This window comes from Allobosea sp. GW822-FHT03F07 (genome assembly GCF_058801345.1).
Map to the genome: position 1 here is coordinate 1,486,744 of NZ_JBXAND010000001.1, position 13,217 is coordinate 1,499,960.

Genomic DNA, 13,217 nt, shown 5'->3' on the forward strand with positions numbered 1-13,217 from the left:
GGCATGGCGGGGAGCGACTGGCGATGGCAGGCTATTTTCCGAACTGGACCTTGAAGACCTCCGGCGCGGTGATGCCGGATGAGCGGCTGCCCGTCGCGCAGACCTTCATCGCCGGCTTGCAGCATGTCGTCGCCATGTTCGGCGCGACCGCGCTGGCGCCGATCCTGATGGGGTTCGACCCCAATGTGGCGATCTTCTTCTCCGGCGTCGCGACGCTGCTGTTCTTCATCATCACGCGCGGGCAGTTGCCGAGCTATCTCGGCTCGTCCTTCGCCTTCATCGGCGTTGTCATCGCGGCGACCGGCTATGCCGGCTCCGGCCCCAATGCCAATATCGGCATTGCGCTCGGCGGCATCATCGCCTGCGGCGCGCTCTATGCTGCGATCGGCGTGCTGGTGCAGGCGGTCGGCACGGCATGGATCGAGAAGCTGCTGCCGCCGGTGGTGACTGGTGCGGTCGTCGCCGCGATCGGTCTCAATCTCACCGCCGTCGCGATGAACATGATCTCAGCCAGCGCCTACACCAAATGGATCGCGCTGTTCACGGTCGTCTCCGTTGCGCTCGTCGCAGTCTATGGCCGCGGGCTCGCACAGCGCCTGCCGGTGCTGATCGGCGGTCTTGCGGCCTATATCGTCTATGCCGCCACCGCGCCGAGCTTCGGGGCGCCGGCCGTCGATTTCGGGCGCATCGGCGCCGCCGCCTGGTTCGGGCTGCCGAACTTCGTCGCGCCGGTCTTCGAGGCCAAGGCGATGGCCCTGATCGCGCCGGTCGCGATCATCCTGGTCGCGGAGAATCTCGGGCACATCAAAGGCATCGCGGTGATGACCGGGCGCAATCTCGACCATCTGATCGGGCGCGGCTTCATCGCCGACGGCGTCGCGACCATGATCGCGGGCTCGGGCGGCGGCACCGGCGTCACGACTTACGCCGAGAACATGGGCGTGATGGCGGTAACTCGGGTCTATTCGACGCTGGTCTTCGTCGCAGCCGGCCTCATCGCGCTGGTACTCGGCTTCTCACCGAAATTCGGAGCTGTGATCGGGACGATTCCCGTGGCCGTGCTCGGCGGGCTCGCGGTCGTCGTGTTCGGACTGATCGCCGCCACGGCCGGGCGAATCTGGGTCGAGAACAAGGTCGATTTCTCCGAGCCGAAGAACCTGCTGACGGTTGCGACCGCGCTGATTCTCGGGGCCGGCGACCTGAAGCTGCCGATCTTCGGCTTCGAACTCGGCGGCATCGGCACCGCGACCTTCGGTGCGATCGCGCTCTACCACCTGCTGAACCGCAAGACGGCCTGACGGAAGCGGCCCGCCGAAATGTTTTCGGCGGGCCTCACATATTTCTGTCGCAGATGGGTGGACAGGCCGGGGTCGCTTTGCTACATCGCCGGCCTGCCTGACGCGGCCACGAGCTGCGGAACGGCTTGCGCTTCGTGGCGTATGGGTGATTAGCTCAGTTGGTAGAGCAGCTGACTCTTAATCAGCGGGTCGTAGGTTCGAGCCCTACATCACCCACCACGGAACCCCTTGAAATCCTTGATATTGCCCTTCGGGGCCTCCGGTACGGAACCGGAACATGCGAGGCGTTCTAGCCTTCGCACGGTTCGCACGTTCGCAAAACGTTCGATCCGCTGATTCAGTGATCGCCGTGAGCGATATCGCATCAGTGACGTTCGTGTGATCTACGCCAGCGAGGTTGCCACCGCCAGACGACGTTACCTCGGATGTATTACCCTGAGGACGCGGCGGCGTTAGTCCGCCGTCCTACCGCCACATGATATGTCGGCGTTCCGAGGACCGCGAACAATCGCACACGGACGGCGACAATTGATGGATCAATATTGCCGTCTGTCGCCATCTCAACGGTATGCAGGTGCGCGGCAGGTGCTTCATCTCCTTCGCCTCCGCCGATAAATTCCGCGCGGTTCGACAAGTCCTTGTTGCGGATAACGTCGCAAAGGAACGGCTCGAAGGCGTGCGATCCCAACTCGGCCACTGCGAACGAATGCGCCACCTTTACGATGGTCAAGCAAAACGGTTCGGTCTTCAGCGTGGCGGTAGGCATCACTTCGACCGCCCCGAGCTGCTCGCATAGCCATTGAAGGTGCGCGTCTCGGTCTGGCCAGAAACCTCCGCCACGTATCCAAAGCTTCGTTGTCGCTGCTGATCTGTTCCCGGCTGTGATCCCGCCGGTTAGTGCGTCCGGCAAAGCATAAAGCGGCATGGTGATCAAAAACGGACATATGCTGCGATCGACGTATGCGATTTCCCAATCGATACTGTCTGGATACTTTACCTTCAGCGGAAGGTGGGCTGGACGGTCCGCCGGTCGCCGCGTTGGCATGTCATAGAGCATGCGTAGCGGACCAAGGATCGTCCGTGAAAACTCTCCTTCAAATGCCCCGGTAATCTTCGCGCAGTTTAGGCAGCTCGCCTTCGGAATCGTCCAATTCCCTCCCAGCGAATATGGAACGATGTGCTCTTTGGTCAGCCGGTCGATAGCGCCACAATAGATGCATGTTCCAATGGGTAGAAATTGTCTTGTCGGGTGCAAAGGCAGCTTCGGCCTTGTCGGTCTATTCATGCCGCGCCCTCATTTCGCTCCCATTGCGCGTGGCATTTTCTCATTCACTAGTTCATTAAAGGCCGCGAACGCAGCCTTCAAGTCATCAAGGGTTGTTCCACCCTCCATGGGCAGGCAATGGCTTTGGGCGCTTCTAGAGACGGAGAGTTGCCGGTGGATAAAAATTTCATAGCAACTCAGGCTCTGAGAGCGATCGCCTGTTCGCATTTTTTGCGGCGATGAAGCCGTTTCAAATGTCACAAATCCCGGCATATGGCCGAATGGATGAGACGCCTGGCCGCTTGTGCAGGGCATAGCCTTCCTATAACCGAAATCCAAACCGGGCCTGACCGAGAACGAGGTCCGACGAGGGATTGGGGAGCACCAACGTGCAGGGTTTACTCCGAGTCAGCCGTGTCATCGACACGATCAATGAGCAGATCGGCAAGAAAATCGCCTGGCTGATCCTGCTGGCGGTGATCGTCGCGACGGTGAACGCGATCATCCGCAAGGTCTTCAACATCTCGTCAAATGCCTGGCTCGAACTGCAGTGGATGCTGTTCGGCGCGGTCTTCCTGATGTGCGCGGCCTGGACGCTGAAGGTGAAGGAGCATATCCGCATCGACATCGTGAACAGCATGCTGCCCAAGAGCGTGCAGCGCTGGATCGACCTGATCGGCCACACGCTGTTCCTGATGCCGTTCTGCCTGCTGATGATCTACCACTCCTGGCCGTTCTTCATGCGCTCCTATGCGATCAACGAGCAGTCGCTCTCGGCCGGCGGCCTGCCGCAATGGCCCGCCAAGGGCCTCGTCATCATCGGCTTCGTGATGCTGGCGTTCCAGGGCGTTTCCGAGATCATCAAGCAGATCGCGATCATGCGCGGCGATCTCGAGGACGACGAAACGCTGCGCGGGCACGCTGCCGCCGCGGAAGCCGAGGCCCATCGCCTGCTCGAACAGGCCAAGGAACAGGGGCTGGCCTCGTGAGCAATTCCAAGGACGTCCGGACCCCCGCCATGACCGCCAACCGCCTGCCGCGCCTTGCCGGCCTTCTGCTTGCGCTCTCGCTGGTCGCCTTCTTCGGCCTCCATACCGGCGACGCCCATGCCGCCGGCTTCGGCGACTTCCTGCGCGTCAACATGGCGCCGGTGATGTTCGCCGCGCTCGTCGTCTTCCTGCTGCTGGGCTACCCGGTCGCCTTCGCGCTGGCCGCGAACGGACTGCTCTTCGCGATCGTCGGCATCGAGCTCGGCCTGTTCCAGGAGAACTTCCTGCAGGCGCTGCCCGAACGCATCTACGGCACGATGAACAACGACGTGCTGCTGGCGATTCCGTTCTTCACCTTCATGGGGCTCATCCTCGAGCGCTCCGGCATGGCGGAAGATCTGCTCGACACGATAGGCCAGCTCTTCGGCCCGATCCGCGGCGGTCTCGCCTATGCCGTCATCTTCGTCGGCGCGCTGCTGGCCGCAACGACCGGCGTCGTCGCTGCCTCGGTGATCTCGATGGGCCTGATCTCGCTGCCGATCATGCTGCGCTATGGCTATGACCGGCGTCTCGCCACGGGCGTCATCGCAGCGTCCGGCACATTGGCGCAGATCATCCCGCCCTCGCTCGTGCTGATCGTGCTCGCCGACCAGCTCGGCCGCTCGGTCGGCGACATGTATGAGGGCGCCTTCATTCCCGGCCTCGTCCTGGCAGGCATGTATGCGGGCTACGTCTTCCTCGTCACGATGGTCTATCCCAAGCGCGCGCCCGGCCTGCCGCCGGAGGCGCAGACCCTGCGCGATGCCGACGGCCAGACACGGCGGCTCTCGCTGCTGGTCATCACGATCATCGCCTTCGGCTTCGCCTATGCCTGCATGAAGCTGTTCACGAATGTGAAGGCGGGTGCGGATTTCGTCATCCTGACGATGTCGATCGCGGTCGGCGCGTCCTTCGTCATCGCCATCCTGAACAAGGCGCTGGGTCTCAAGCTGCTCTCGCGCATGGCCGAGCAGGTCGTGTTCGTGATGGTGCCGCCGCTGGCGCTGATCTTCCTCGTGCTCGGCACGATCTTCATCGGCGTCGCGACGCCGACGGAGGGTGGCGCGATGGGCGCAGCCGGCGCGATCCTGCTCGCCTATGGCAAGAAGCGCATGACCTTCGACCTGCTCAAGCAGGCGACGGAATCGACGGCCAAGCTCTCGGCCTTCGTGCTGTTCATCCTGGTCGGCGCTCGCGTGTTCTCGCTGACCTTCTACGGCGTCAACGGCCATATCTGGGTCGAGCATCTGTTGGTCGGGCTGCCGGGCGGCGCGACGGGCTTCCTGATCGTCGTCAACGTGATGGTGTTCCTGCTCGCCTTCTTCCTCGACTTCTTCGAGCTGGCCTTCATCATCGTGCCGCTGCTCGGGCCCGCCGCGGACAAGCTCGGCATCGACCTGATCTGGTTCGGCGTCATCCTCGGCGTGAACATGCAGACCTCGTTCATGCACCCGCCCTTCGGCTTCGCGCTGTTCTTCCTGCGTTCGGTCGCGCCGAAGGACAGCTATCGCGACAAGATCACCGGCAAGATGATGGAGCCGGTCACGACCGCCCAGATCTACTGGGGCGCCGTGCCCTTCGTGGTGATCCAGTGCATCATGGTGGCGCTGGTGGTGATCTTCCCACAGATGGTGATGCACTATAAGGCGTCGGCCGTTCAGCTCGACCAGAAGTCGATCGACAAGCAGTTCGACTCGATCCAGATCCCGGGCATGGGCGGTGGGGGCGGTCTGCCGGGGCTGGACCTGAACGCACCGCCGACTTTCAAATAGGCAACCAACCCCTTCCAACGCATGCGACGCCGGCCTTTGGGCCGGCGTCGTCGTTTGCGGCCTGCTCTGGCTCAGCGAACCTTTCGGCGCGTCGGCGCGTTGTTCTCGAAAGAGGATATGCCTGATGACATCGACCATCGAAGCCGCCGACCCCGGCACGCCCGCGATTCCGACGCCGCCGCCCGAGGCGCCGCCGCTGACGCCGGGAGAGGTGCCGCCGGCGCCGCCGGTCGAATCGCCTCCGGGCGAGGAGCCGCAGGGCATCCCGACCGAACCGCCGCCGGAACTGCCGCCCGAGACGCCGCCGCAAGCGCCGCCTGCGACGCCCTTCGACCTGCCGCCCGACCGTGGTCCGCGGCTGCCTATGGAGTAGTGGTTAGACCGGCGGAGCGTCGCCCGAGCCGATGTCCCAATAGAGCCCGGCCATCAGGCCGAGCGCCTCGCGGGCGATGGCGATGGGCAGATGCTCATCGGGGGCGTGCTGCGAGCAGCCGGGATAGGAGTGCGGCACCCAGATCGTGCGCAGGCCGAGAACCTCCGCGAAGATGTCGTTGGGCAGCGAGCCGCCGAGATTGGGCAGCAAGGCCGGCTTCTTGCCGGTGCTGGCGGCGATCGAGGCGATCGTGAAAGTCACCCAGGGATCCTCGGGGTCGAGGCGGGTTGCGCCGAAGCGCTCGGTGCCGGGCATGATGATCTCGACCATGCCGAAGCCGTGGCGATCGAGGTGGCGGCGCATGGCCGGGACGACGTCTTTCGGATCAATGCCGACGACGAATCGCAGCGCGACGCGGGCCCAGGCGCTCGGCGGCACGGCGTTGACCGGCGTCTCCGGCACGCCGGACTTCATCGCCAGCACGTCGAAGGAGCACCAGCCGAAGACCTGCTCGGCCGGCGACAGGCCGGGCTCGCCCCAATCCGGGTCGATCTGCGGGCCATCGGGGCCGCCATCGATGACGCAGTCGGCGACGGCCTCGCGCACGGCACGGGGCAGTTCCTTGGGCACCCATTCATGGATGTGGATCTGGCCGGTGGGGGAGGTGATCGAGGCGATGGCGTGAGCGAGCTGGATCGCGGGATCGGAGAGGATGCCGCCCCAGTTGCCGGAATGATGTCCGCCCTCGCGCGCCACGATCTGGAGGTCGAAGGTGATGACGCCGCGGGCGCCGAGGAAGACGGTCGGCCGTTCCGCATTCAGGCGCGGGCCGTCGGAGGCGATCAGCACGTCGGAGCGGAACAGCTCGGCCTCGTCGGCGCAGAGTTCGCGAAGGCCCGGCGAACCCGATTCCTCGCCCATTTCGATCAGGTATTTGGCGTTGAAGCCGAGCTTCCCGCGTGATTCAAGAACTGCGCGCAACGCATTGATGTTGATGACGTGCTGGCCCTTGTTGTCGACGACGCCGCGGCCATACCAGCGGTCGCCGCGCTCCGTCAGCGTCCAGGGCGAAAGGCCCTCGCTCCATTGCGAATCGAGACCTCGGATGACGTCGCCATGGCCATAGCCGAAGATCGTCGGGAGGCTCGGATCCTCGATGCGCTGGGCGAAGAGGAAGGGGCCCTTGGCTTTCGGATGGGTGAGGATACGGCATTCGAAGCCGAGCCCTTCGAAGAGCGGGCGCATCTCGTTTTCGAGATAATCGGTCAGGACCGGAGCGCGGTCGGGGTTCTGGCTTTCGGTCGGCATCGCGATGAGCCGTGCGAGATCGCGCTTGAAGGCGCCGGTGTCGAAATAGTCCTGGGCGTGCGCGATGGCTTGGGCGCGGGTCATGGAAGCTCGCTGTCTCTTGGTCGAACGGAATCGAGGCGATCGTTGCCGATGCTGCCGGGCGTTGATACTGGCATGACCATGCAGGGATCGACCACGGGATATGTCGGGCAGGGGATGCGCGCCTGATGAAGGGCGAGCCCGCTATGATGGTGCCCCATCCGCATCAGCTCGTGGCGCGAGACGCCATCCTGGCCGCCCGCGCGCGCGGCGCTCCCGGCTTCCTGCTCGGGGACCTGACCGGGCTCGGCAAGACGCTCTCGGCCTGGCTGGCGCTGGCCGCGATGCCGGAGCAGGACATTCTGGTGATCTGTCCGAAGGGTGCGATCCCGCAATGGCGGCGCACGATGGCGCTGTCCGGCCTGCCGGCGAAGCGCGTCACGCTGATGAATTTCGAGAAGACCAAGTCGCTGCTGGCGCCGCCTGCCGAGTCGAAGAAGCGCTCCGTTCGAGCGAAGAACAACGAGTTGGCCAAGCTTGGCACGCCGAAGCGGGTCTGGCCGCTCGTCGTGATCGACGAGGCGCACCGCATCCGCAACCCGAACTCGCAGCAGGGGCTTGTCTGCCGGCAGATGGCGGCCGCTGCCGGCTTCACGATCTATATGAGCGCGACGGCGGGCCAGTCGCCACATGAATTGTCCTATCTCGGGCCTTTGCTGGCTCGGGCAGCGGGCATGCCGAGCGCCGATCTCGACGGCTTTCGCGCCCTGATGAAACGGCTGAAGATCGGCCGTGCCAAGGGGCGCTGGAAGAACTGGAGTTGGGAGCCGAACGAGGCGGATCGCAGGATCATGGCCGATCTGCTCTATCGCGGCGCCAATGCCATCGGCCTGCGTCGGCGCCCGGAGGAAATCGCCGGCTGGCCCGAGGTGCAGCGCGAGTTGGCCCCGGTCGCGCTCGATACGGCCGCCCGCAAGCTCTACGAGGCGACCTGGCGCGAGTTCCGTCGGGAACTCGGCCTCGCCGGCGGCTCGACGCGCAAGTCGCAGGGCTGGGCGGCCGATCTGCGCTTCCGCCAGAAGGCCAGCCTGCTGCGGATTCCCGGCACGGTCGATTTCTGCGACGATCTGCTGGGGAATGACGAGCAGGTCGCGATTTCAGTCGCCTTCCTCGAGACCAGCGCGATGCTGGCCGAGGCCCTGCGCGGTCATGGCTGGCGGGTGGGCGAGATCAATGGCGAGCGCTCGGGCGTCGCCAATGAGGAGACGCGCCTCGCCTTCCAGACCGGTCAGCTCGACGCCGTCATCTTCACCGTGACGGAATCGATCTCGCTGCATCGTGGCGAGATGCCGGGGGGTGAGCGCGAGCGCTCGCTCGTGATCCACGACATGCGCCACAGCGCGATCCAGCTCCAGCAGATCGAGGGGCGCTGCCATCGCGACGGCCAGCACGCGACGATCTTCTATGCCTATGCCGAAGATACGGTGGAAGAGGCGGTGGCCGGCACTGTCATCCAGCGCATGGCGGCAATGGAAGGCCTTGCCGGCGACGATACCCGCCTGCTCGAGGCGATCGCGGGTATCGTCGAGGCGCGCGCGGCAGCGTGAGCGCGGCCTATTGCTTGATGGTGCCCGTTTCCTCGCGCACGTTCTGGCCGAGCTGTTTGGCGCTGGTGACGGCGGAATCGGTCAGGCCGACGACACCCGTCCAGATGTTGCGCGTGTAGAGGCCGTGATGGACAACGGCGTCGTAGCCGATCGCGATGACCGCGATGATCAGCAGGATTCGAAACATCTATCCCTCCCCTTGGTAGCTGGAATGGAAACGCCGGTGCCTGCCGGCGAGTTCCGTGCAGACAGTGACGCGGACAGGCTGGTTGGTTGACCTGCCTGCCGCGCCAGTGTCCCCTCCGGTCGAAGGAACATGAGGCAGCGATGTTCGAGGATCTGAAGGGCAAGCGCGTGCTTGTCACCGGCGCGTCGTCGGGGCTGGGCGCGCATTTCGTGCGGCTGCTGGCGGGGCAGGGCGCGCATGTCGCGGCGGCGGCGCGGCGGCTGGATCGGCTGGAGGCGCTCGCGGAGAGTTGCGCCGCGCTGCCCGGCAAGGTTGTGCCGGTAATGCTGGATGTCGCGTCGGTCGCCGCCCTCCAGGCGGGCGTGGCGGAGGCGGCCGGTCTGCTCGGCGGGCTCGATGTGCTCGTCAACAATGCCGGCACCGGCGAGACCGAAGCTGCGCTCTCGGTCACCGAGGCTCAGTGGGACGAGCAGATCGATGTCAACCTCAAGGGGTGCTTCTTCGCCGCGCAGGCGGCGGCCCGCATCATGATGGGGCAGCCCGGCGGTGGCGCGATCGTCAACATCGCCTCAATCCTGGGCGAGCGGGTGATGACACGGGTCGCGCCCTACGCCATCTCCAAGGCCGGGCTGATCCAGATGACCAAGGCTCTGGCGCTGGAATGGGCGCGGTACGGCATTCGGCTGAACGCGCTGGCGCCTGGTTATGTCATCACCGACATCAACCGCGACTTCTTCGCCAGCGAGGCGGGCGAGGCGCTGACGAAGCGCGTTCCTACCCGCCGCATCGGCGATCCCGAGGATCTCGACGGGCCGTTCCTGCTGCTCTGCTCGGAGGCAGGACGCCACATGACCGGGGCGGTCGTCGCCGTCGACGGCGGGCATCTGGTCAGTGGGTTGTGACGACGTCCGCTACCGCATGATCTCCTTCAGCCGCAGCAGCGAGATCTTCTCGACCTGTCCCAGCGCCGTCTCGAACTCCACCTCCGGCGTGCTCTTCAGCCGCGTCTCGAAGGCTTCGAGGATCGCGTCCTTGCTCGCGCCTGCGACCGCCATGATGAAGGGGATGCCGAAGCGGGCCTTGTAGGCTTCGTTCAGCGCGGTGAAGCGGACGCGCTCGTCCGATGTCAGCCGATCGAGGCCGGCGGAAGCCTGTTCGCCGATCGATTCCTCGGTCATCTCGCCAGCGGCGGCGAGCTTGCCGGCGAGATCGGGATGGCCGAGCAGCAGGTCCTTGAGGCGCTCACGCGAGTTGGCGCGCATCGCCTTGACCATGGCGGCGTGCAGCGTCGCCGCGTCGTCATGGGCTGCGGTGATGCCGACCTCCCAGGTCGCCTCGGCGATCCAGGGCGCGTTCTCCCAGATGCGGCCGAAGACCTCGACGAAGAGCGCCTTGGGCACCGCGGAAGGTCGATAGCCGCCGGCCGGAGGGTGATGCCGAATCCAGTGCCGGGCGATGTCGAGGCGGGTCGCGACCCAGACCGCGTCATGGCTCTTCACGTAGTCGAGGAAGCGGGCGAGCGCGGCGGCGCGGCCAGGCCGGCCGACGAGCCGGCAATGCAGGCCGACCGACATCATCTTCGGGGCCGTCTCGCCCTCGGCATAGAGCGTGTCGAACGAGTCCTTCAGATAGGCGAAGAACTGGTCGCCGCTGTTGAAGCCCTGCGGCGTCGCGAAGCGCATGTCGTTGGCATCGAGCGTGTAGGGCACGGCGAGCTGCGGGCCCTTGGGGCCGGAGAGCCAGTAGGGCAGCTCGTCGCTGTAGACGTCTGCCGTGTACAGGAACCCGCCTTCGGCCATCATCAGCGGCGTCGTGTTCTGCGAGGTGCGGCCCTGGTAGAAGCCGAGCGGGCGCTCGCCGGTGATCTCGCGCTGGATGCGGATCGCCTCGAGGATGTCGGCGCGCTCCTTCTCGGCAGGCACGTCGCGGTAGTCGATCCATTTCAGGCCATGGGTCGCGATTTCCCAGCCGGCCTCCTGCATCGAGGCGGCGATCTCGGGATAGCGCTGGAGCGCGCTCGCCACGGCGAAGACGGTGACCGGCATGTCGCGTTGCGTGAACATCCGCCAGAGCCGCCAATAGCCGGCGCGGGAGCCGTATTCGTAGATCGACTCCATGTTCATGTGGCGCTGGCCGGGCCAGGGCGCGGCGCCGACGATCTCGGACAGGAAGGCTTCGGAGGCGGCGTCGCCATGCAGGATGTTGTTCTCGCCGCCTTCCTCGTAATTGATCACGAACTGCACCGCGATCCGCGCCTTGCCCGGCCAATGCGGGTGCGGCGGATTGCGGCCATAGCCCTTGAGATCGCGCGGATAGGCAGTGTCGGTCATGGCGTGCGGCGCTCGCAGATTGATTCAGGTGAGCATCCTAAGTCGCTGCCGCGACTTGTGAAGTCTTCGGGAGCATGGGATCCGAACTTGAACTGTCATCCGGGGCGACCGCAGGGAGACCCGGGATCCATTCCGGGACCTTTCAGGCAAACGCTCGGAATGGATCCCGGATCTGCCCTTCGCTGCGTCCGGGACGACCGCGCGGCTGAGGAGCGCCGGGAGCCCTCAACTGCCCCGATAGGTGGTGTAGCCATAGGGCGAGCAGTTGAGCGGCACATGCCAATGCCGGGTCGTGTCTGCAATGCCGAAACGCACCGTCACCACGTCGAGGAAGGCGGGCTCCGGCAGGGAGACGCCGCGGCCGCGAAAATAGGGGCCGATGGCGAAGTCGATCTCGTAGATTCCGGGCTGCGTCGCTTCCGGCGTCAGCAAGGGTGCGTCGGTGCGGCCGTCGGCATTGGTCACGGTCTCGACCAGCGTCTCGGGCTTGCCGTCCGAGACGCGGCGCAGCGTGATCGCCACGCCCGCGGCCGGGACACCGCCATGGGTGTCGAGGATATGCGTCGTCAACCCGGCCATGCGCCGATCCTTCTCGTCGAGAGGGGAGCTGAACGAGGCGAGGGGTGCTTGCCTCCGCAGCCGGCGCCACGCTTGCGTGCCACCTTCCCGCAACCGTAACCTGCATGCCAGCGAAGTCCATCACCGCCGTTGCCGCCGAAAGGAACCATTGCCGCGATGCTCGACGCCTATCTGATGGAATGGGGAGGCATGCTGCTGCGCTGGCTGCATGTGATCACGGCGATCGCCTGGATCGGCTCGTCCTTCTTCTTCATCCATCTCGACGCATCGCTCCGGCCGGCGGCCGACATCCCGCCGGGCACGGGCGGGCGCGCCTGGCAGGTCCATGGCGGCGGCTTCTACGAGATGCGCAAATACATGGTCGCGCCGGCGGTGATGCCGGCCGAGCTGACCTGGCACAAATGGCAGAGCTACTGGACCTGGATCTCGGGCTTCTTCCTGCTGGTCTGGGTCTATTACGCGCAGTCGGAGCTCTACCTGATCGATCCGGCGGTGATGGCGCTGTCGCCGCTGGCGGCGGGCGCGATCGGGATCGCCGCGCTAGTCCTGGGCTGGCTGTTCTATGACTGGCTCTGCCGCTCGCCGCTCGGCCGCAACGACGTCGTGCTGGGCATGCTCGGCTTTTCCTATGTCGTTGCCGCGAGCTGGGCCTTCGCCTCGGTGTTCTCGGGGCGCGGCGCGCTGATCCATACCGGCGCGCTGATGGCGACGATCATGACCGCGAACGTCTTCTTCAACATCATGCCGGGCCAGCGGAAGGTCATTGCGGCGCTGACGGCCGGCGAGACGCCCGATCCGAAATACGGCAAGGCGGCGAAGCAGCGCTCGACGCACAACAACTACATCACCCTGCCGGTGCTGTTCCTGATGCTGTCGAACCACTACCCCGTCACCTACGCCAATTCGGCGGTGATACCGGCGCTGGTGGCGCTGATCATCATGGCGGGCGCGCTGATCCGGCACTTCTTCAACATCCGCCACGCCGACCATGCGAAGTCGCCCTGGTGGTGCTGGGCCGTGGCGATCGTCGCGCTCTGGCTCGCCTTCTGGCTGGCGATGGCATCCTCGCCCGGAGGCCGCGAGCGGCTGGGGCTGGCGCCCTTGCCCACCGTCAAGCCGGTCCTGCTGGCGGGGACGGCGCTGCCACCGGCCGAGGTCGCCGACATCGTCACCGGGCGCTGCGCCATGTGCCATGCGCCCGAGCCGTCCTGGCCGGGCATCCAGATTCCGCCCAAGGGCGTGCTGCTGCACGAGCCCGAACACATCGCGGCGCAGGCCCGCGCGATCCGCACGCAAGCCGTGATGACCCACGCCATGCCGCCCAACAACCTGTCGGGGATGACGCCGCAGGAGCGCCGCATCCTGGCGGCCTGGCTGGCGCCGGGACGATGATGTCGGCTATCATCGTTACCGCTTCTTGACCCTGTCGCGGCGAAGCTGAACGACCCGG

General features: G+C 65.5%; 12 protein-coding genes and 1 tRNA gene. 8 read left to right on the top strand and 5 right to left on the bottom strand.

The window, feature by feature from the left end; genetic code table 11:
- Positions 1–23 precede the first annotated feature (23 nt).
- Together AC1RMY_RS07105 and AC1RMY_RS07110 are read left to right on the top strand one after the other, a co-directional pair.
- The gene (locus AC1RMY_RS07105) at positions 24–1,298 is read left to right on the top strand and encodes a solute carrier family 23 protein (RefSeq protein ID WP_492863249.1); all 1,275 of its coding nucleotides are present in this window, start codon (positions 24–26) and stop codon (positions 1,296–1,298) included.
- 143 nt (positions 1,299–1,441) lie between these two features.
- Positions 1,442–1,517: transfer RNA gene (locus AC1RMY_RS07110), tRNA-Lys, on the top strand.
- Between the two features lie 211 nt (positions 1,518–1,728).
- Here AC1RMY_RS07110 and AC1RMY_RS07115 read toward each other — a convergent pair.
- The gene (locus AC1RMY_RS07115) at positions 1,729–2,583 is read right to left on the bottom strand and encodes an HNH endonuclease (RefSeq protein ID WP_492863250.1); all 855 of its coding nucleotides are present in this window, start codon (positions 2,581–2,583) and stop codon (positions 1,729–1,731) included.
- A 368-nt stretch (positions 2,584–2,951) separates the two neighbouring features.
- Between AC1RMY_RS07115 and AC1RMY_RS07120 the strand changes: the two genes are divergently transcribed.
- The 3 genes from AC1RMY_RS07120 (at position 2,952) to AC1RMY_RS07130 (ending at position 5,735) form a co-directional block, all read left to right on the top strand.
- Entirely contained in the window at positions 2,952–3,551 is a 600-nt protein-coding gene (locus AC1RMY_RS07120) for a TRAP transporter small permease subunit (protein WP_492863251.1), read from the top strand.
- A gap of 152 nt (positions 3,552–3,703) precedes the next feature.
- Positions 3,704–5,362: a TRAP transporter large permease gene (locus AC1RMY_RS07125; RefSeq protein WP_492863573.1), complete on the top strand. Its 1,659-nt coding sequence runs from the start codon at positions 3,704–3,706 to the stop codon at positions 5,360–5,362.
- Between the two features lie 124 nt (positions 5,363–5,486).
- A complete protein-coding gene (locus AC1RMY_RS07130) occupies positions 5,487–5,735 on the top strand; it encodes a hypothetical protein (protein ID WP_492863252.1) in 249 nt (82 codons plus the stop codon).
- A 3-nt stretch (positions 5,736–5,738) separates the two neighbouring features.
- On the opposite strand, the gene AC1RMY_RS07135 is transcribed toward AC1RMY_RS07130, so the two are convergent.
- On the bottom strand, positions 5,739–7,127 hold the full coding sequence (locus AC1RMY_RS07135) for a M20 family metallopeptidase (RefSeq protein ID WP_492863253.1): 1,389 nt from the start codon (positions 7,125–7,127) through the stop codon (positions 5,739–5,741).
- Positions 7,128–7,252: 125 nt separating this feature from the next.
- Here AC1RMY_RS07135 and AC1RMY_RS07140 point away from each other — a divergent pair, with 125 nt between their 5' ends.
- Positions 7,253–8,671, top strand: a complete 1,419-nt coding sequence (locus AC1RMY_RS07140) for an SNF2-related protein (protein ID WP_492863254.1) — start codon at positions 7,253–7,255, stop codon at positions 8,669–8,671.
- 7 nt (positions 8,672–8,678) lie between these two features.
- Here AC1RMY_RS07140 and AC1RMY_RS07145 read toward each other — a convergent pair whose 3' ends face one another.
- Positions 8,679–8,858 (bottom strand): hypothetical protein, encoded by a 180-nt coding sequence (locus AC1RMY_RS07145; RefSeq protein ID WP_492863255.1) that lies wholly within the window; start codon positions 8,856–8,858, stop codon positions 8,679–8,681.
- Between the two features lie 140 nt (positions 8,859–8,998).
- Between AC1RMY_RS07145 and AC1RMY_RS07150 the strand changes: the two genes are divergently transcribed.
- Positions 8,999–9,760 (top strand): SDR family NAD(P)-dependent oxidoreductase, encoded by a 762-nt coding sequence (locus AC1RMY_RS07150; protein WP_492863256.1) that lies wholly within the window; start codon positions 8,999–9,001, stop codon positions 9,758–9,760.
- 9 nt (positions 9,761–9,769) lie between these two features.
- Here the strand turns inward: AC1RMY_RS07150 and puuE are convergent, their stop codons facing one another.
- Together puuE and uraH are read right to left on the bottom strand one after the other, a co-directional pair.
- Positions 9,770–11,188, bottom strand: a complete 1,419-nt coding sequence (gene puuE, locus AC1RMY_RS07155) for an allantoinase PuuE (protein WP_492863257.1) — start codon at positions 11,186–11,188, stop codon at positions 9,770–9,772.
- Between the two features lie 225 nt (positions 11,189–11,413).
- A complete protein-coding gene (gene uraH / locus AC1RMY_RS07160; protein WP_492863258.1) occupies positions 11,414–11,767 on the bottom strand; it encodes a hydroxyisourate hydrolase in 354 nt (117 codons plus the stop codon).
- A gap of 156 nt (positions 11,768–11,923) precedes the next feature.
- On the opposite strand from uraH, the gene AC1RMY_RS07165 reads away from it, so the two are divergent.
- Entirely contained in the window at positions 11,924–13,159 is a 1,236-nt protein-coding gene (locus AC1RMY_RS07165; protein WP_492863259.1) for a urate hydroxylase PuuD, read from the top strand.
- Positions 13,160–13,217 lie beyond the last annotated feature (58 nt).

Excerpts from the sequence above, each read along its gene's own strand:
- AC1RMY_RS07135 (WP_492863253.1), bottom strand. The coding sequence starts at position 7,127 with ATGACCCGCGCCCAAGCCATCGCGCACGCCCAGGACTATTTCGACACC.
- AC1RMY_RS07140 (WP_492863254.1), top strand. The coding sequence starts at position 7,253 with ATGAAGGGCGAGCCCGCTATGATGGTGCCCCATCCGCATCAGCTCGTG.
- AC1RMY_RS07130 (WP_492863252.1), top strand. The coding sequence starts at position 5,487 with ATGACATCGACCATCGAAGCCGCCGACCCCGGCACGCCCGCGATTCCG.
- AC1RMY_RS07150 (WP_492863256.1), top strand. The coding sequence starts at position 8,999 with ATGTTCGAGGATCTGAAGGGCAAGCGCGTGCTTGTCACCGGCGCGTCG.
- puuE (WP_492863257.1), bottom strand. The coding sequence starts at position 11,188 with ATGACCGACACTGCCTATCCGCGCGATCTCAAGGGCTATGGCCGCAAT.
- AC1RMY_RS07165 (WP_492863259.1), top strand. The coding sequence starts at position 11,924 with ATGCTCGACGCCTATCTGATGGAATGGGGAGGCATGCTGCTGCGCTGG.
- AC1RMY_RS07145 (WP_492863255.1), bottom strand. The coding sequence starts at position 8,858 with ATGTTTCGAATCCTGCTGATCATCGCGGTCATCGCGATCGGCTACGAC.
- uraH (WP_492863258.1), bottom strand. The coding sequence starts at position 11,767 with ATGGCCGGGTTGACGACGCATATCCTCGACACCCATGGCGGTGTCCCG.
- AC1RMY_RS07125 (WP_492863573.1), top strand. The coding sequence starts at position 3,704 with ATGGCGCCGGTGATGTTCGCCGCGCTCGTCGTCTTCCTGCTGCTGGGC.
- AC1RMY_RS07105 (WP_492863249.1), top strand. The coding sequence starts at position 24 with ATGGCAGGCTATTTTCCGAACTGGACCTTGAAGACCTCCGGCGCGGTG.
- AC1RMY_RS07115 (WP_492863250.1), bottom strand. The coding sequence starts at position 2,583 with ATGAATAGACCGACAAGGCCGAAGCTGCCTTTGCACCCGACAAGACAA.